This is a genomic window from Catenulispora sp. GAS73, from assembly GCF_041262085.1.
In the GTDB taxonomy this organism is placed as follows: Bacteria; Actinomycetota; Actinomycetes; order Streptomycetales; family Catenulisporaceae; genus Catenulispora.
In genome coordinates, this window is sequence record NZ_JBGCCM010000004.1 from 352,125 (window position 1) to 370,551 (window position 18,427).

Annotated in this window: 13 protein-coding genes and 1 pseudogene; 9 read left to right on the forward strand and 5 right to left on the reverse strand. The window is 70.0% G+C overall.

Going from position 1 to position 18,427, the window contains the following annotated elements:
- Window positions 1-48 precede the first annotated feature (48 nt).
- The 6 genes from ABH935_RS08360 to ABH935_RS08385 all read left to right on the forward strand — a co-directional run bounded on the left by ABH935_RS08360 (window position 49) and on the right by ABH935_RS08385 (window position 8,373).
- Window positions 49-822: a FadR/GntR family transcriptional regulator gene (locus tag ABH935_RS08360; protein WP_370377212.1), complete on the forward strand. Its 774-nt coding sequence runs from the start codon at window positions 49-51 to the stop codon at window positions 820-822.
- 267 nt (window positions 823-1,089) lie between these two features.
- Window positions 1,090-2,190 (forward strand): enolase C-terminal domain-like protein, encoded by a 1,101-nt coding sequence (locus ABH935_RS08365; RefSeq protein ID WP_370377213.1) that lies wholly within the window; start codon window positions 1,090-1,092, stop codon window positions 2,188-2,190.
- 55 nt (window positions 2,191-2,245) lie between these two features.
- Window positions 2,246-3,601, forward strand: coding sequence for an ABC transporter substrate-binding protein (locus ABH935_RS08370; protein WP_370377214.1), 1,356 nt, complete (start codon window positions 2,246-2,248; stop codon window positions 3,599-3,601).
- Window positions 3,598-4,548 (forward strand): carbohydrate ABC transporter permease, encoded by a 951-nt coding sequence (locus ABH935_RS08375; protein ID WP_370377215.1) that lies wholly within the window; start codon window positions 3,598-3,600, stop codon window positions 4,546-4,548. Before ABH935_RS08370 ends, ABH935_RS08375 begins: the two co-directional genes overlap by 4 nt.
- Window positions 4,548-5,531 (forward strand): carbohydrate ABC transporter permease, encoded by a 984-nt coding sequence (locus ABH935_RS08380; protein ID WP_370377216.1) that lies wholly within the window; start codon window positions 4,548-4,550, stop codon window positions 5,529-5,531. Before ABH935_RS08375 ends, ABH935_RS08380 begins: the two co-directional genes overlap by 1 nt.
- A 4-nt stretch (window positions 5,532-5,535) precedes the next feature.
- A complete protein-coding gene (locus tag ABH935_RS08385; protein WP_370377217.1) occupies window positions 5,536-8,373 on the forward strand; it encodes a discoidin domain-containing protein in 2,838 nt (945 codons plus the stop codon).
- Window positions 8,374-8,474: 101 nt separating this feature from the next.
- On the opposite strand, the gene ABH935_RS08390 is transcribed toward ABH935_RS08385, so the two are convergent.
- From ABH935_RS08390 to ABH935_RS08400, 3 genes and pseudogenes are all read right to left on the reverse strand, one after another.
- Entirely contained in the window at window positions 8,475-8,846 is a 372-nt protein-coding gene (locus ABH935_RS08390) for a hypothetical protein (RefSeq protein WP_370377218.1), read from the reverse strand.
- Between the two features lie 556 nt (window positions 8,847-9,402).
- Window positions 9,403-10,227 carry an RNA polymerase subunit sigma-70 gene (locus tag ABH935_RS08395; protein ID WP_370377219.1) on the reverse strand — a complete coding sequence of 275 codons (825 nt, stop codon included), beginning with the start codon at window positions 10,225-10,227 and terminating at the stop codon, window positions 9,403-9,405.
- 26 nt (window positions 10,228-10,253) lie between these two features.
- Window positions 10,254-10,385 (reverse strand): annotated as a pseudogene (locus tag ABH935_RS08400) (RNA polymerase subunit sigma-70); the annotation flags it as partial.
- A 298-nt stretch (window positions 10,386-10,683) separates the two neighbouring features.
- Between ABH935_RS08400 and ABH935_RS08405 the strand changes: the two are divergent.
- Window positions 10,684-12,093 carry an MFS transporter gene (locus tag ABH935_RS08405; RefSeq protein WP_370377220.1) on the forward strand — a complete coding sequence of 470 codons (1,410 nt, stop codon included), beginning with the start codon at window positions 10,684-10,686 and terminating at the stop codon, window positions 12,091-12,093.
- Here ABH935_RS08405 and ABH935_RS08410 read toward each other — a convergent pair whose 3' ends face one another.
- Both ABH935_RS08410 and ABH935_RS08415 read right to left on the reverse strand, forming a co-directional pair.
- The gene (locus ABH935_RS08410) at window positions 12,094-14,250 is read right to left on the reverse strand and encodes a S9 family peptidase (protein WP_370377221.1); all 2,157 of its coding nucleotides are present in this window, start codon (window positions 14,248-14,250) and stop codon (window positions 12,094-12,096) included.
- 128 nt (window positions 14,251-14,378) lie between these two features.
- Window positions 14,379-15,920, reverse strand: a complete 1,542-nt coding sequence (locus ABH935_RS08415; RefSeq protein WP_370377281.1) for an alpha/beta fold hydrolase — start codon at window positions 15,918-15,920, stop codon at window positions 14,379-14,381.
- Window positions 15,921-16,148: 228 nt separating this feature from the next.
- Here ABH935_RS08415 and ABH935_RS08420 point away from each other — a divergent pair, with 228 nt between their 5' ends.
- Entirely contained in the window at window positions 16,149-16,988 is an 840-nt protein-coding gene (locus ABH935_RS08420) for an NAD-dependent epimerase/dehydratase family protein (RefSeq protein WP_370377222.1), read from the forward strand.
- Window positions 16,989-17,038: 50 nt separating this feature from the next.
- Window positions 17,039-18,148, forward strand: coding sequence for a hypothetical protein (locus ABH935_RS08425; protein ID WP_370377223.1), 1,110 nt, complete (start codon window positions 17,039-17,041; stop codon window positions 18,146-18,148).
- Window positions 18,149-18,427 lie beyond the last annotated feature (279 nt).

Below are 18,427 nucleotides of genomic sequence, written 5' to 3' on the forward strand. Positions count from 1 at the left end.
CTGCCATACTCATCCCACGCCGTCACTCACCAAGGGAGGACTTCGACCGTGACGAGGAACCCCGCCCCCCTGGGCCCGGACGGAGCCGCGCCGGACGACGACCGGTACCGGCCCGGTTACGAACTCGTCGCGGAACGCCTGCTGCACTACATCGCCGAGGAGAACCTGCGCCCCGGCGACCGGCTGCCGACCGAGCAGGGCCTGGCCGAGATCCTCGGCGTCACGCGGAACGTCACGCGTGAGGCCGTGAAGGTGCTGGCCGCGATCGGACGGCTCACGGTCCGGCGCGGCGCCGGCATCTTCGTCGCCGCGGCCCCGGCGGTCGCCGACAACGACCAGCTGGCCCACTATCAGCCCACTGACATGGAGCACGTCCTCATGTTGCTGGACTACCGCCAGGTGATCGAGACCGAGACCGCCCGGCGCGCGGCGACCATCGCCACGCCGCTGGAGGTCAAGGCCATCCGCGAGGCGGCACTGGAGTCGGCCGAGGTCGGCGTGGCCGGCGACGCCGACGCCTTCGGTCGCGCCGACGAGCTGTTCCACACCGCGGTGGCCACCGCCGCGCACAACGTCTTCCTGCAGTCCTCGGTCGCCACGGTGCGCAAGTTCGCCGCGCAGAGCGACGTGCTGTTGTTCCACGGCCTGGCCCCGGGCTCGCTGGAGGCCGCCGGCCGGCAGCACGTCGAGATCGCCGAGGCGATCGGCGCCGGGGACGCCGTCCGCGCGATGGACCTGATGGCCCAGCACGTGGACACCACCCGGCACCAGTTCGAGAACCGGATCCGCGACCGGCTGTTCACCCCCGACACCCGGACCTGAACCCCGCCGCTCGCCGACACATCTGAACAACCGGCTGCCTGACCGGCACGCCGCTACCAAGCACGCCATCATCCAGCACAAGCACGCCATCACTCGGCAATCCATCACGTGGCAGGCGGACGCGCGGCCCTGAAAGCCGGCACCGTGACGGCGCCGTCGCGATAACGCCTGCCTCGAAACACCTCCTTAGCCACTCCTCGATACCGCCATGCCTTTTTCCGGCCCTTTTCCGGGCGCACCTCGTCCGGCAGCGATCAGGAAGCAGATATGAAGATCACCCACGTCGAGTCCTTCCGGGTCCCCGTGCCCGCCGTGGATCCGCCCTTCCGGTGGCGCGAAGGCCTGGCCGGCAGCGCGCCGGCGGGGGAGGGCGGCATCCTGCGCATCGGCACCGACGCCGGCGTCGAAGGCGTCGCCTTCTTCTCCCGGCCCGGCGCGGCGGTGCTGCTCGACGACCTGGTCGAGCGGATTTTCCGCCCCGAACTCCTGGGCCAGGACCCCTTGCGGCGTGAATGGATCTGGCACCGGGTCTGGGAGCTCGACCGCATCCACGAACTGCCGCTGCCGACGCTCGGCCTGATCGATGTGGCGCTCTGGGACCTGGCCGGCCGCGCGCAGAACCTGCCGACCTGGCAGGTGCTCGGCGGCTACCGCACCGAGATCCCGGCCTACGCCTCGACCTCGACCTTCGGCAGCGTCGAAGAGTTCTTCGACGTCGCCGACCAGTGCCTGGCCCTGGGCTATCACGGCGTGAAGCTGCACGCGTGGGGCGACGCCCGGCGCGACGCCCAGCTCATCCTCGCGCTGCGCGACCACCTCGGCCCCGAGGTCCCGCTGATGTACGACGGCTCGGCGGGCTTCGACCTGCCCGACGCCCTGCACGTCGGCGCGGCGCTGTCCGAGGCGAAGTACCTCTGGTACGAGGAGCCGATGCGCGAGTTCAGCGTCAGCGCCTACCGGCGCCTGGCCGAGCTCGTCGACGTGCCGCTGCTGGTCGCCGAGACCTCCGACGGCGCGCACATGAACTCCGCCGACTTCATCGCCGCCGGCGCGGCCACCTTCGGCGTGCGCGCCAGCACCAATCTTCGCGGCGGGATCACCGGCGCGATGCGCACCGCGCACCTCGCCGACGCCTACCGGCTCCGGGCCGAGGTGCACGGCTCGGACATCCCGAATCAGCACCTCTGCATGGCGATCTCGAACACCACCTACTACGAGTCGCTGGTCACCTCGAACCCGGTGGTCCGCGAACGCGCCGTCGACCAGGACGGCCTCGTGCACGCGCCGACCGGCCCGGGCATCGCGCTGCCCCCGGGGCTCGACTACCCGAGCGCCCTCCTGCCCTACGTCGAAGGTGCCGCCGCCTAGCAGTACCTCCACCCGACAACCTGCCCGACCCCTCCCTCAGAAAGGCAAGACGATGATGTCTCCACGCACAGTCGCCCGCACCCGCGGACGGACGATCGCCGCCGCCGCACTCGTCGTCGGCGCCGCGGCGGCGCTGTCGGGATGCGCGAGCACCACGACGAAGACCGCCACCGCGCCGTCGGCGTTCAAGCAGGCCGCGCAGGACAACGCTTCCGCGATCACGGTCTGGACCGACTCCACGCGCCTGCCGGACGTGCAGAAGTACCAGCAGGAACACCCGGCCGTGAAGATGAACGTCGTCACGTACGACGGCAGCGCCGACGGCTCGACCTACCTCCAGACCAAGGTTCAGCTGTTCGACCGCACCGGCAGCGGCTGGCCCGACGTCGTCTTCGCCTCGCCGACCGACGTCACCTGGGCCAGTGTGCCGACCAACCCGAGCGCGAAGGCCTTCGCCGCGCCGGTCGACCAGCTGGTGCCCGCCTCGACGTTGCAGGGCTTCGCCGCCGGCTCGCTAGCACCGTGCCAGACCGGCGGCCACACCTACTGTCTGCGCAACGACATCGCCCAGGTCGTGACCTGGTACAACAAGAAGCTGATGGACCAGTGGGGCTATCAGGTCCCGACGACGTGGGCGCAGTACCAGGCGCTCGGCGAGAAGGTCGCCGCGGAGCACCCCGGCTACGTGGTCGGCGCGGTCGGCGACACCAACTCGCAGGAGTCCTACTTCTGGTCCAGCCAGTGCCCGGCGCAGCAGCTGGTCGGCGACAACACCCTGAAGGTGGACCTGACCGCGCCGGAGTGCACGCGGATGGCGAGCCTGCTCGATCCGCTGATCGCCGACAAGGCGGTGAGCACGCAGGGCTTCTTCACCAAGGGCTTCGACGGCAGCAAGGTCCTGATGGCGATCGGCCCCTCCTGGTACGGCCAGTACCTGTTCAACTCCGCCTTCAAGGTCCCGGCCGGCCAGATCGCCGCCTCGGCGCCGCTGAAGTGGGACGGCCAGAGCACGACGGCCACCGGCAACGTCGGCGGCGGCATCTGGATGATCTCCTCGCACAGCACCAACATCAAGGCCGCCACCGACCTCACGACCTGGCTCACCACCTCGACGGAGAACCTGCAGGGCGCGCCGACCTACCCGGCCTTCGTCGCCGGGGCCAAGGCCTGGCTGGCGAATCCGGCGAACAAGGGCTACTTCGCCACCGACGTCTCCGACGTCTTCCTCGCCGCCGCGAACGAGGTGTGGACCGGCTGGTCGAACACCAAGTTCAGCGACGCGACGCCGTGGTCGAACGCGGTGCTGTCCGCGCTGACCGCCGGCAAGTCGCTCAGCTCGTCCCTGCCCGCCTGGCAGACCGCGATCGTCAACGAGGCGAAGTCGGTCGGGTACACGGTCGTCACGCGATGACGGCGCTCCAGGAACAACCGCTCGCGGGACCCGCGAGCGGTCCGGCCCGCCGCCTCGCGCGGCGGCGGGCCGGGCAGGCGGGGCGGACCGGCCGCGTCGGCTACCTGTTCGTCGCCGGCTACACCGTCCTGCTGCTCGCGTTCGGCGTCTTTCCGACCGGCTACTCGGTCTACCTCGCCTTCACCAACGCCGACGGCCAGTTCACCGGACTCGGCCAGTTCTCCAAGGTCTTCCAGGACTTCCGCTTCGGCCCGGCGTTCGCGAACATCGGCGTCTACCTGGTGATGTGGCTGCTGCTCGTGGTCGTGCTCACCGTGGTGGTCGCGGTCATCCTGCGCAGCCGGGTCGGCAGCGGCGTCTCAGCGGTGCTGCGGTTCCTGTTCTACATCCCCGGGGCGCTCGCCGGCGTGGCGAGCGTGCTGGTCTGGCTGTTCATGCTCGACCCGGCCGTCAGCCCGGCCGCGCGCCTGCTGCGCGCGCTCGGCATGCAGAACTTCGATCAGGTTCTGGCTCCCGGGAACCTGCCGGTCATCCTGGTGCTGATCGCGTTCTGGACCGGGGCCGGCGGCTGGATCGTGGTCATGTACGGCGCGCTGAACAACATCCCGGACGAGGTCCTGGAGGCGGCGCGCATCGACGGGGCCGGGCCCTGGCAGATCGCCTGGCGCATCCAGATCCCGATGATCCGCAAGTGGATCGTCTACATGGCGATCCTCGCCTTCGCCGCCGGCACGCAGCTGTTCGTCGAACCGCAGCTGTTGCAGACGGCGAGCCTGAACCGGGTCAGCCCGACGTGGTCGCCGAACGAGCTCGCCTACGTCTTCGCGTTCCAGAACGGGGACTTCAACGGCGCCGCCGCGATCTCGCTGGTGCTGCTGGCGGTCGGCCTGCTGTGTGCCGGGCTGCTGGTCACCCGGTCCGGCCTGTTCAAGGTGGATGAAGACTGATGACGATCCTCTCGGCCGGCTCCCGGTCCGGTGGCACTTCCGACGGCAAGGCGGGCGGCAAGTCCGGCGGCGGAGCCAACCGCGCTCCCGACGCCCGGACCGGCGCCGCCCGCCGCACCTCGCGCCTGGTCTCGACGCTCGTCGTCGCCGCGATCATCGTGGCGCTGCTGGTGTTCTTCGTCCTCCCGGTGCTCTGGCTGCTGCTGGCCCCGACCAAGACCGACGCCCAACTGAACAGCGGCTTCCCGCTATCGTTCGGCTCCTTCGGCCAGCTCGCGGCGGCCTGGCGGCACCTGACCTCGTTCCAGAACGGCGCCATCTGGCTGTGGCTGCGCAACTCCGCGGTCTACTCCGGCGGCGCGCTGATCCTCACGCTGGCCACGAGCATCCCGGCCGGCTACGCGCTGGCGCTGATGAACTTCCGCGGCCGCAAGCTGCTGCTGACGGTCACGCTCATCGTCATGATCATGCCGAGCGCGGCCCTGGTGCTGCCGATCTTCCTGGAACTGAACCTGTTCCACCTGATCGGCACCGCCTGGTCGATCATCCTGCCGTTCTCGTTCTTCCCGTTCGGCGTGTACCTCGTCTACATCTACTTCGCCACCAGCCTGCCGCGCGACATGCTCGCCGCCGCGCGGATCGACGGCGCGAACGAGTGGCAGATCTTCCGCCGGGTGGCGTTGCCGCTGGCCCGGCCGGTGATCGGGCTCGTCGCGTTCTTCAGCTTCGTCGGGAACTGGAACAACTTCTTCCTGCCCTACCTGGTCCTGCCGAGCAGTCAGCAGTTCCCGGTGCAGGTGGGGCTGAACCAGCTCCTGTCCTCCACCCCGTCCTTCAACCCGGTCGCCGGCAAAGGCCTGGACATCACCAGTCCGGAACTGGCGCTGGCGATCATCATCGCGATCCTGCCTGTCCTCGTGCTCTTCCTCTTCTCCCAGCGGGCGCTCGTCTCGGGCATGCTCGCCGGCTCGACCAAGGAGTGAAACCATGCGCACACTGAGATCAGCAAGAACCGCACGAGCGATAGTTGCGGCGGTCGCGCTGGCCGCCGGGTTCGTCGCCGGCCCCGCGGCGTCGGCCGAGGCCGCGCACCACAGCCCGGCCGCAGGACTCACCCTCACCGTCGCGCCGAACGGTTCTGGCAGCGACTGCTCCGCCGCAGCTCCGTGCTCATTGCAGATGGCGCAGCAGCGCGCACGGCAGGCCGTCCGCGCCTCGCAGACCAGCGTCGCCGTGTTCCTCCAGGGCGGCACCTACCGCCTTAACCAGACGCTCGCCTTCGATGCCGCGCAGGGCGACTCCGCCCCCGGCAGCAACACAGTCACCTACGAGGCCGCCCCCGGAGCACACCCGGTGCTCAGCGGCGGTGAGCAGGTGAGCGGCTGGACGCAGACCTCGGGCGGTATCTGGCAGGCGAACGTCCCCGCCGGCACCGACACCCGGCAGCTGTACGTGGACGGCGTCCGGGCCAACCGGGCCGCAGGCTCCGTGCCGGTCGGCCTGACCCAGACCGCCACCGGCTACACCGCTTCCGGCACCACGCTGGACAACTGGGGCAACATCTCAGACGTCGAATTCGTCTACAACGCGAGCTGGACACAGCTGCGCTGCGGTATCGCGTCCGTCTCCGGCACCACTGTGACGATGCAAGAACCCTGCTTCCAGAACATCACCCTGAAGCCGTACGGCGTCAACGCGAGCACGCCGAGCTTCGTGGACAACGCCAAGGAACTGCTCACCCAGCCCGGCCAGTTCTACCTAGACCGGTCGGCGCACACCATGTACTACCTGCCGCGTCCGGGCCAGAACCTGGCGACCGCGGACGTCGAGATCCCGCGCCTGCAGACCCTGGTCTCCGGCACCGGCACCGAAGCGAACCCGTTGACCGGCCTGGCGCTGAAGGGCCTGTCCTTCGAGTATGGCGGCTGGACCGAGCCGAACGGCCCCGACGGCTTCGCCGAGGTGCAGGCCAACATGCGGCTGACCGGGAACAACGCGTACAGCACCGAGGGCACGTGCACGCGCTTCTCCACCACGGATCCCGGTACCTGCCCCTACGGCGCCTGGACCATGACGCCGGGCAACGTCGTGTTCGACCACACCTCGGGCCTGTCGATCACCGGCGGCACCTTCGAGCACCTCGGCGCCGCCGGGCTTCAGCTGGGCCAGAACGTCGAGGGCTCGACGATCCAGGATAACCAGTTCACCGACATCTCCGGCAACGGGCTGGAGATCGGCAACGGCTCCGACGCCGCCCCGGCGGACCTCAGCCTGATGCCCGCGAACAACACCGTCGCGGACAACTGGGTCCACAACATCGCGGTCGAGTACACCGGCGGCGTCGGCATCTTCCAGGGCTACACGCGGGACGACGTGATCGAGCACAACCAGATCAACAACGTGCCCTACAGCGGGATCAGCTCGAACTGGGGCTGGGGCCACGCCGCGACCGAGGCCACCGGCAACAAGATCCTGAACAACCTGGTCTACGACTTCCTCCAGCAGCGCATCGACGGCGGCGGCATCTACGTGCTCGGCATCGAGGGCGACTCGCTCGCCGACGGCCTGACCATCAGCGGCAACGTGGTGCGCTACGGCGCCGGGGCGGTCGGGCACGCGATCTACACCGACGGCGGCAGCCAGTACATCACCATGACCGGCAACGCCATCTACGGCAACGACATCCCGTCGATGGGCGGCAGTTACGAGGGGAACGGAACGCCGTACGGCGACTTCGTCTTCACCGGCAACTACGCCGAGAACACCACGCCGGACTGGCCGGCCGGCAACCCGACGAACGTCAATATCAGCGGCAACATCCAGGTCTCGTCCGACGGCACCGGCGTGCCCGCCTCGCTGCTCGCGGCCGCCGGACTTGAGCCGCAGTACGCGTGCCTCGCCTCCGCGCCGAGGGGCACCGCCCCGGTGAACCTCGCGCTCGGCAAGCCGGCGCAGGCGCAGTACCTCGACGGCAGCACCGCGCAGTTGCAGCCCGGGGATCAGGTCTCGTACGCGACCGACGGTGACCTCGGCACCGCCGTCCAGGCCACCGGGCAGTACCGCTGGCAGCTGATCGTGGATCTGCAGCAGCCCACGACGCTCGGCTCGATGACGGTGAGCATGCCGCAGCGCGCGTTCGGCACCGCGTTCCACGTCGACGCCTCGACCGATGGCAGCGCCTGGACGACCGTCGGTACCGTGACGGACAGCGGCTGGGGGACCGTCCCGGTGGTCTTCTCCTCGCCGCTGAGCACGCGCTACCTGCGGATCGTCGCCGACAAGCCGGACAACGGCGGCCAGGTCGGCGGCCAGATGGCGATCAACGAGGTCGGCGCGTACGCCCCGGCCGCTCCCGCCGCCCCGCAGCCGAACCTGGCGCTGGGCAAGCCCGCGCAGGCGCTGTACATCGACGGCACGCAGGCCCAGATGCAGCCGAACTCGCTGCCCTCCTCCGCGGTCGACGGAGACCCGAACACCTACGCGCAGGCGACGCAGCAGTACCGCTGGACCGAGCAGGTCGATCTCCAGCAGCCCCGGTCGCTCGACGTGATCACCCTGCTTCAGCCGGACAGCGCCGCGCACACCGCGTTCGCGACCGCGTTCCACATCGACGTGTCCCTCGACGGCTCCGACTACTACACCGTCGCCCGCCGCACCGACGCGATGGGCGGACTCACCGGCATCCAGCTCGACGCGCCGGTCCGCGCGCGCTACCTCCGGGTGGTCGCCGACCGGCCGGACAACGGCGGTCAGACCGGGGGACAGATGGCCATCAGCGAGCTGTCGGCCTACGGCCTGGTGCCGCAGACCCTGTCCGCCCGCTGATCCATACCTACCAGGAGGCTGATCACGCCGCCGGCCCGACGCGTTGTTCCGCGTCGGGCCAGCGGCCTGTGGGTGTGGGTGTGGGTCCAAGGCCGCGCGGGCTATGCGCAGGTGAACCCGAAGGACGACTGTGCGGAGTAGTAGCCGTAGCCGTCGGACACCACGACGTTGACCTGGGTGTACAGGCCCTGCGTCGTGCAGGTCCCCAACGTGTAGCTCTCGCCGTGGGAACCGAAGCCGCTCACGTTCGCCCCGCCCGACCAGTACGAGGTCCAGGGCGAAATCCCGCCTTCGATGGACATGGAGCAGAAGAACTGGTTGGCACCCCAGCTGTTGCAGTACAACCCCGCGATGGTCGGCGGCTCCGTACCGGCCCGCGCCGCCGACGCGGGCACGAGCACCGCGACGCCGATGAGCGCCGCCGTGGCGGCGCCGACGCCCAGGCGGCTCGAACGCAGAGATCTCAGCTTCACAGCAGCTCCTCGTAGCTCGGATGTAGCTCGGACAAGGTGCGACGGATTTCTTGGGTACAAGATGCCTGCCACGACGACGGAGCGCAATATGTTCGCAGGGTATTGAAAATTTCAGTTGCATAGACCGCAAAGTATGGACACTCAAGGCGCACCTCCGCCCCTCAGAGCCCGAGCCGAGGGCATGTAAGGCCGGGATGTCGGCTCGCCGGCACCAACAGCGACAACGGCTCCGACATCAGGAACAAGGCGACCGCGGCCAGCGACGCCATCGACCCGAACCCCGGCAACAACAGCAACGACCCGAACGACCCCATGAACCGCATCACCGTCGGCACCCTGCCGCCACCGGCGCCACCGGCCTGTGGCAGACCTCGATGGCAGCCCTGGCGGCCCTCGCCGCCGGCGGCGCGCTGGCCTACGCGGCGCGGCGGCGGGGGACGGCCGGTTCAGTGCGGTAGGAGGCAAAGCAAAGGGCAAGAGGCAGGAGATCGCAAGGCCCGCAGGCGCTCGGCTGGATTACCCCGGCCGGGCGCCTGCCTTGTCGGACCGCGGCTTCTCAACCCCGCGGCAAGGTCCGCGGATAACCGAACCGAGAAAGCGAACCCATACTCGCGAACCGCGTCAGCGCCTGAATCTGCTCGCCCCGCACCGCGAGCACGATGAGCCCGCAGGCCCGCCAGATCGGCGCCTGGGGATCGAGCAGGTACAGCACCAGCGCCGGCTGTCCGTTGGCCCGGGTGGGTAGCAACTTGAACTCCTGCCCCCGATGCGTCTGCAGCAGGAAGCGCGCGATCTCCACGGGCCCCCGATGCTCGTCGGGCTCCGGCGGCATCGTCAGGCGGGCGTCGTCGGTCAGCAGCGCCAGCAGCTCCTTCAGATCGAAGCGCTGGAACGCGCTCACGAACCGGTCCACGACCGCGGCCTCGGCCGGTGACTTCGGCATCGGGACCTCGTGCGGATGCTGGTCCGGCGGCAGCGCGGCGCGCGCCCGGATCAGGGCACTGTTGACGGCGGTCGGTGTGGTGCCCAGGATTTCCGCGGTCTCGGCCGCGGGGAAGCCGAGCACGTCGCGCAGCACCAGCACCGCGCGCTGCTGTGGCGGCAGGCGTTGCAGCCCCGCCACGAAGGACAGCGCGATCGACTCCCGCGCGTCGTAGCGGGCCTCGGGCCCGGCGGTCAGGTCGTCCACGTCGCCGGGGAACGGCTCCAGCCACCACGGCTCGCCGGACCAGCCCTGCTCCGAGCGCCCCGCGCCGTGGTCGGGCAGCCCGGCCGGCTGCGGGCGCCGGGACTCGCCGCGCAGGTAGTTGAGACAGTGGTTGGTCGCGATCCGGTACAGCCACGCCCGGACCGGCCGTCGAACCGTCCGATCGCCCGCCATGCCGCCAACAGGGCCTCCTGAAGCACGTCCTCGGCGTCCTGCACCGATCCGAGGATCCGGTAGCAGTGCGCCTGCAACTCACGGCGGTGGGGATCGATGAGCTCGCGGAAGGCCTCACCGTCCCCGGCCTGGGCCCGGGCGAGGGTCGCCTCAGTCATGGTGAGTCCTGTCCTTTCGTCCGGCCGGCTGAAAACCCGTCCTGAGAATGCAACACCGGCGGCGGCCCGAATTCATCGCCGACGCGTCGGTGATTCGCCACGACGGCCGGTGCTTCACCTGGTGAGGACTTTCGCCCGCGACTCGACCTGCGACTCACGAGCGACTCACGAGCGACTCACCAGCGACATCCGCGGCGCCGCGCCCGGAACACCCGCGCCACCCGCGCCACCCGCACCAACCGCGCCGCCCGCGCCGCCCGGCACCCAACGGCCCTGGCGCGCGTTCGCCCTGCTCGCCGTGGCCGCCTTCATGACGGCGGTCGACATGCTGATCGTCAACGTCGCCCTGCCGACGATCGGCACCAAGCTCCATTTCGCCGAGTCGGACCTGCAGTGGGTGGTGACCGCGTACGCCGTCGCCTTCGGCGGCTTCCTGCTGCTCGGCGGCCGGACCGCCGACCTGCTCGGCCGCCGCCGCGTGTTCACCGCCGGGCTCGCGCTGTTCACCGCGGCCTCGCTGGCCTGCGCGTTGGCGACCGGCGCCACGTTCCTCATCGTCATGCGCGGACTCCAGGGCCTGGGCGCCGCCGCGGTGCTGCCCTCCGCGCTGTCCATCGTGATGAACATGTTTCCCGAGGGCGCCGAACGCAACAAGGCGCTCGGCATCTGGGGTGCGGTCGGTGCCAGCGGCGCGACCTTCGGCGTGCTGGCCGGTGGCGCCCTCACCCGGTACGCAGGCTGGCAGTACATCTTCTACCTGAACGTCGTCATCGGCGGCGTCGCGCTGCTGCTGGTCCGCCGGGTCGTGCCGGAGAGCAGGGCCGTACCGGACGGCGCACAGCCCGGCACGCGCCGCCGCTACGACCCGCTCGGCGCGGTCACCGTGACCGGCGCCCTGGTGCTCGCGGTCTACGCGATCTCCCAGGCGCCGACCGTCGGCTGGACGGCTGCCCGGACCCTGGCCCTGCTCGCCTCGGCGGCGGTGCTGCTGGCCGCGTTCGTCGTCGTCGAGGCCAGAGCGCAGGCGCCACTGCTGCCGCTGCGCCTGTTCCGCCTGAAGTCCCTGGCCGGATCCAACGCGGTCGGCTTCCTGCTCGGCGCCAGCTTCTACGGCTACATCTTCATCGGCACCCTGTACATGCAACAGGTGCTGCACTACTCCGCGATGACGACCGGCCTGGCCTGGCTGACCGTCGGCATGACCGGAGTCGTGCTCGCCGGACCGGCCCAGATCCTGGTCACCCGCGCGTCGGTCCGGCTCGTGATGGCCGTCGGCATGACCCTGACCGGCTCCGGGATCCTGTGGGCGACCCAGGCGCCGGTACACGGCAGCTTCCTGGCGAACCTGGTCGGCCCCTTCCTCCTGACCGGGACGGTCACCTGGGTGTTCATCCCGGTCTCGATCGGAGCCCTGGTCGGCGTCACCGAACGCGACGCGGGCATCGCCTCCGGCCTCATCGACTCCTCCCAGCAGCTCGGCGGCGCGATCGGGATCGCCGTCGCCTCGACCGTGGCCGCCGCACGCTCCCGCGCGATGCTCGGCCACGGCCACCTCGCCGCCGACGCCCTCACCGGCGGATTCCACCAGGCGCTGTGGGTCTGCGGCCTCGTCGGCCTGGCCGGCGTCCCCGTGGCACTCCTGCTCGTGCGGGGCCCGTCGAATGTCGAATACAGAGGCGGGGACGGAGGGGGCGACGGGGATGCCTGACTAGCCGGCAGCCCCCGAATCCGCCTCCGAGTCAGCCCCCGAACCCGTCGCCTTGTCGATGATCCAGGCCAGGTTGAAGGCCTCCTCCTGCCAGGCGGTGTACCGTCCCGACCGCCCGCCGTGTCCGGCTTCCATCTCGGTCTTGAGGAGGAAGTCCTGCACGCCGCCGGCCTCGGCGCGCAGCCGCGCGATCCACTTGGCCGGCTCGTGGAAGCCGACGCGGGTGTCGTTGAGGCTGGTCACCGCCAGGATCGCCGGGTACTGGACGTCCGCGATGTTCTCGTAAGGGCTGTAGCCCTTCATGTACGCGTAGACCTCGGCGTCCTCGACCGGGTTGCCCCACTCCTCCCACTCCATGACGGTCAGCGGGAGGTCGGGGTCGAGGATCGTGTTCAGCGCGTCGACGAACGGGACCTCGGCGACGATCGCCCGGAAGTCCTCCGGCGCGAGGTTGGCCACGGCGCCCATCAGCAGCCCGCCGGCGCTGCCGCCGCGCGCGACGAGCCGGTCCCGGCGGGTCCACCCGTCGGCGACCAGCTGCCGGGCGGCGGCGACGAAGTCGGTGAAGGTGTTGCGCTTGAGCAGGAGCTTGCCGTCCTCGTACCACTGCCGCCCCAGCTCGCCGCCACCGCGGACGTGCGCGATCGCGAAGACGAACCCGCGGTCGAGCAGGCTCAGGCGCGGGATCGAGAAGTACGGGTCGATGGAGGCCTCGTAGGAGCCGTACCCGTACAGCAGGCAGGGGTTCGAGCCGTCGGCGACGACGCCCCGCCTGCGCACGAGAGTCACCGGCACCCGTACGCCGTCCTGCGCGGTGGCCCAGACCCGCTCCTGCACGTAGTCGGCCGGGTCGTAGCCGCCGAGCACGGGCTGCTGCTTCAGCAGCGTCAGTTCGCCGGTCGCGACGTCGTAGTCGTAGACGCTCGACGGGGTGACCATGGAGGTGTAGTCGAGGCGGTAGCGGGTGGTGTCGTAGTCAGGGTTCTTGTCCGGGCTGACCGTGCGGACCTGCTCGGGGAACTCGATCGGCGTGCCCTGCGCGGACGGCGTCCCGGTGGCCGCGTCGACCTTGTGCACGGCCAGGCCGGTGAGCCCGTCGCGCCGGTAGGCGACGACAAGGTGGCCGGCGAACGCCTCCACGTAGTCCAGCCGGACGCCCGGCTGGTACGGCACGAGCGGGGTCCACGCGGTGTGGTCGCCGAGCGCGGACAGCGGCGCGGACGCGAGCTCGAAGTCGGTCTTCCCGTCCGCGTTGTGCAGGACCAGCAGCAGGTCGCGGGACGGATCGCCGGGATGGGCCCAGTGCTCGACCGAGTACTCGACGCCGTTGCGGCGCGGCGCGACGATCCGGAACTCGCCGGCCGGGTCGTCGGCGTCCAGCAGCCGCACCTCACTGGTGATCTTCGAGCCGCTGAAGATCTCGATGAACCGCTCGCTGCGCGTGAGCCGGACGTCGACGTAGAACCGCTCGTCGTCCTCCTGCAGCACGATCTCGTCCTGCGCGGCGGGCGTCCCGAGCACGTGCCGGTAGACGCGGTGGGTCCGGAAGGAGTCGTTGATCGTGGTGTAGAACAGCGTCGAGGCGTCGCGGGTCCACGCGATCGAGGTGTAGGTGTTGGCGACCTCGTCGGCGAAGTCCTCGCCGGTGGCCAGGTCCCGCACCTTGAGCGTGTAGCGCTCGTCGCCGGCGAAGTCGACGGAGTAGGCCAGGAGCAGGCCGTCGGGGGAGATCTCGAACCCGCCGAGGGAGAAGAACTCGTGCCCGTCGGCGATCACGTTGCCGTCGAGCAGAACGTGCTCACCGGCCAGCGCGGACCCGTCCTCGGGCAGCGTTGGCGGCGTCGGGCCGTCGGCGGCGACCCGGCAGTGGATCGCGTACTGAAGCCCCTCGACATTGCGCGAGTAGTACCACCAGTCACCCTTGCGGGTGGGGACCGACAGGTCGGTCTCCTTCGTCCGGCCCTTGATCTCCTGGAAGACCGTCTCCCGCAGCTCGGCCAGCCCGGCCGTCGCGACCTCGGTGAAGGCGTTCTCCTCCTTGAGGTACGCCAGAACGTCCGCGTCCTCCCCGTCGATCATCCAGGCGTAGGGATCGTTGACGACATCGCCGTGACGGGAACGTTCGTGGTCATGGCGGGCAGCTACCGGCGGCTTCATACCGGAAGTCTAGGCGGCGGCCGCCGCGTCGGGAGGCGGTGAGGCTACCCCACAGATAGGTCGGGGGCGCCAAAAGGCCGGCCCGCGAACCACCAAAGTTCGCGAACCGGCCCGGGACGACGCCTGCGTCAGCCGGCGAAGTCGATCCGGTTGTGGTCGTCCACCTTGCCGCTGCGCAGCTCGCTGTAGAGCTTGCCGGAAACGGTGTTCGCCGCGGTGACCGGGCTCGGCGGGGTCTCGTCCGAGCACACCGTGCCCGGCTGCGGGAGCGTCAGGTCGGCCAGGTATGTCGCGGTCGCGGCGGTCACGCACGCGCTGCGGCCGAAGGCGGTGTGGCCTTCGGCGTCGAAGGTCAGCAGCTCGGCGTTGTCGAACGTGTGGGAGAGCGTGACAGCGTCCTGGTACGGGGTGTCGGGGTCCTTCGTCGTGCCGATGACGAGGATCGGCGCCGAGCCGGTCGCGCGGTAGGAGCCGCTGTAGCGGCTGACCCGCTCCACCGGCCACTGGACGCACGCGGGCGCGCTGTTCTGGTCGTACATCGGCGGAGCGTAAGCCCACGGCGCGCCGAGCAGCGGGGCCGCCGCGGCCTCGGTCGTGACGTACGCCTTCAGCTCGTCGATGCTGGTCGGGAAGTCGCGGTCGTTGCACGAGACCACGGTGTTGGGGTTGAGCTGGGCCCAGCTCGCCGGGGACGGCGGGTTGAGCAGGAAGGAGCTCGGGTCGTGCTGCTGGGCCTGGCGCAGCGCCTGGCCGAACGCCGGCCAGATCACCTTGCCGTCGTCCACGTTGAACAGCAGGCGGTAGGCCAGGGTGAAGCCGTTGGCCTTGCGGCCGCTGGGCAGCGTGACCGGGTTGGCGTCCAGGTCCGCCTTGAGGGCGGTGAACGCCGCCCTGGCGTCACCGTTGCCGAAGCCGCACATCGACTGGTTCTGGTCGCACCAGGTCAGGAAGTCGTTCATCGACGCGTCCGTCGCCAGGTACTGCGGGAAGTCGTACGCGTAGGGGTCGTTCGCGTAGTGGTTCGGGTCGTACGCGCCGTCCAGCGCCATGGCACGCACCCGGCTGGGGAACATGCTGGCGTACACGGTGCCGACGTACGTGCCGAACGACCGGCCGTAGAACGTGAGCTGCTGCTCGCCCAACGCCTGACGGATCAGGTCGATGTCGCGCGCGACGTACTGCGTGCCGAACAGGCCGGCGGTGTCGCCGAGGTTCTTCACGCAGTTCTGGTCGTAGTCCGCGGCCACCCGCACGGCGGTGTCGAACGCGTCCGGCCCGGGCACGCCCGGGGTCGCGTCCACGGCTGCGGCGTACTGCGTGTCGTTGTAGCACACGACCGGCGAGCTGGTCTGGATCCCGCGGGGGTCGAAGCTGACCAGGTCGAACTTGTTCTGCAGCTCGGTCGGCAGGCTCGCCCAACTGTTGCGGCCGAAGCTCAGCCCGCTGCTGCCCGGCCCGCCGGGCTCCATCCACAGCGTGCCCACCCGCTGGCTCGGGTCCGCGGCCAGGTGCCGGATCAGGTGCAGCGTGATGGTGCGGCCGGTCGGGTCGCGGTAGTCCAGCGGCACGGCCGCGTCGGAACACTGGAAGCCGCCGCTGCAGTCGGTCCAGTTCAGTGTCGGGACCGGCGGCTGGTCGTCGTGCGGCGCGGCCGGGCTGGCGACGGCCATACCGGCCCCCAGGCCGGTGGCGAGAACCGCCGCCGCCAGGATGGAGGTGAGTCGGCGCCCGGTCCGGGACCGAAGGTGGGTCTTCAAAGAACGACCTTTCTGGATGGCGCAGGAAGGTACCCACGCCCGACAGCGTGGTTTGGTCAGCGACAGTAAAGCAGTAAACATGGACCGACTTCGCAGTTGTATACATGTTGATGATTGAGTCCCACGGAGAGGCGCTGACAGATGTCTGAGAAGCCCGGCGAGCGGTCCACCCGAGAACGGATCCTGATCACCGGGGCCGCCGGGGGAGTGGGCACGATCCTGCGTACCGGCCTGGCGGCGCTTGGCTGGACCGTTCGCTGTCTGGACCTGCGGATTCCCGACGACGCCGGGGCCGCCGGGGACGCCGGGGACGCGGAGTGGGTCGTCGGCGACGTCACCGACGAGGCGGCCGTCCTCGCGGCGATGGCGGACGTCGATGTCGTGGTGCACTTGGCGGGGATTCCCAAGGAGGACCACTTCGCAGCGATCCTGCACACCAACATCGACGGCACGTACCAGGTCTTCGACGCCGCCGTCCGGGCCGGCGTGCCGCGCGTGCTGTACGCGAGCACCAACCACGTCGTCGGCTACTACCGGCGCTCAGCCTTCGCCGACCGGCCCCTCGGCACCGTGGAGCGGACTCGGCCTGACACGCTCTATGGCGTGTCGAAGGCGTTCGGCGAAGCGCTCGGCTCCTACTACCACGACCGGCACGGCCTTCAGGTGGCGTGCGTCCGTATCGGCGCGCTGCTTCCCGAACCACGGACCCCGCGGATGCTCGACACCTGGTTCAGCCCGGCTGACGCCGTCCGGCTGTTCCACGCGCTGGCCACTGTGCCGAATCTGGGTTATGAGATCGTCTACGGCGTCTCGGCGAACCCGACGGCGTGGGCCGACCTGGAACCCGGACGCCGGCTCGGATACGTGCCGCAGGACGACTCCTCGGTCTTCGCCCACCGCTTCGCCGGCCTGCCGGTCGACCCCGACGATCCGGAGGTGCGCTTTCTCGGTGGGGATTTCACCACCGCGACCCCCGACTAGGTCACCCAAACGACTGCCGGACGTCACGCGCGCCGTGCACAATCAGCCCCATGACGACGACCGTGGGCGCACCGCCCGCGCCCAGCAAGCCCGCCGCTCGTATACGCGGGTTCCTGACCAGCGTTGTGGTGGGGGCGGCTCTGACCTCCTTCATCGCCGGGTGCATCGCACAGAGCGTGTCGATGGTCGTCATCGCGCTGGCGCTGCTTCCGGGCTACGGCCTGCTCTACGCCCTGATCACCTACCAGAGCCGGGCCCGCGCCCGCGCCGCCGCGGCCGCCGTCGTGCCGCGCACGGCCCTGGCGATGATCGAGAGCCTGGAAGCCGTCGGCGGCGAGAGTAGCGACATCCCGGTGCGCTTCGACCTGACCGTCGCCCCCGACGACGCGCGCTCCTACCGCGTCGAGATCCGGCAGGACATCAACCTCGTCGCACTGCCGGACTACCGCCCGCGCGGGATCGTCGTGGTCGAGTACCCGCCGGACCGGCCGCTGAAGGTGCGGATCGTGAAGCAGCCGACCGCGGAGTGGGCCGAACGCGCGGCCACGGCGAGCCTGGACTCCGCCCCCGGCCCGGCGCAGAAGGAAGAAGTATCCCCGGCGAGCTGCACCGGCTGCCTTCTGACGCTCCTCGGCCTGCTGGTCGGCGCCGCCGCCGTCCTCAGCCTGTTCCACACCGAGGTGTTCCACCACCACAAGACCGCCGCCGACACGACGTCCTCATCCACGTCCTCGACCGATTCCTCGTCCACGACGACGACCACCGTCACCTCGGACGTCGGCACGGTCACCGTCGGCCCCGGCGAGTCGCTGCTGGACTCCGGCGCACTCCAGTCCGCCGTCGAATCGGTGACGCAGGACGGGGACAACCGCCAGGCGCTCACCGTCGTCATCCAGAACACCCGGCTGACCGTCGTCTTCGCCCCGAACGACGTCAAGATCGGCGGCTTCGACCCGCGCTCCCTGCCCTACGCCCGCATCCCCGCCCTGGTCCAGCAGGCCGAGAACACCCCCGCCGTCGGCTCCGTGAAGACCTGGCAGGTCAGCGCCGACGGCGCCACCGGCTCGCTGGCGCTCCGCATCGTGGTGACCGGCGATAAGGGTACTGCGACGCTGGTCGCGGACGGCCAGGGCAAGCTGCTGCAGCACAGCGGAGGCTGACGTCGTCATCGGTACTTCGGCACGGACTACGAGGTCTTTGTGCAAGCCGCGCATCTTGTTGACGTCTTGGTGCGCGATGATCCTCTGCAGCGCCTCGAACGTCTCTTCAGGCACGGGGCCGGTGGCATAGGGATGGACGTCGTCGAGCCAGCCGATATTGAGGCGCCACGTCACAACCGGAACCACGCGGCTGCGCTCCGGAGCGGGGAGGGTGATTTTGTCGAGGCCACTCCGGTAGGCGTAAGGGCTCAAGTCGGGGAAGTACATCAAGGCGCTCCC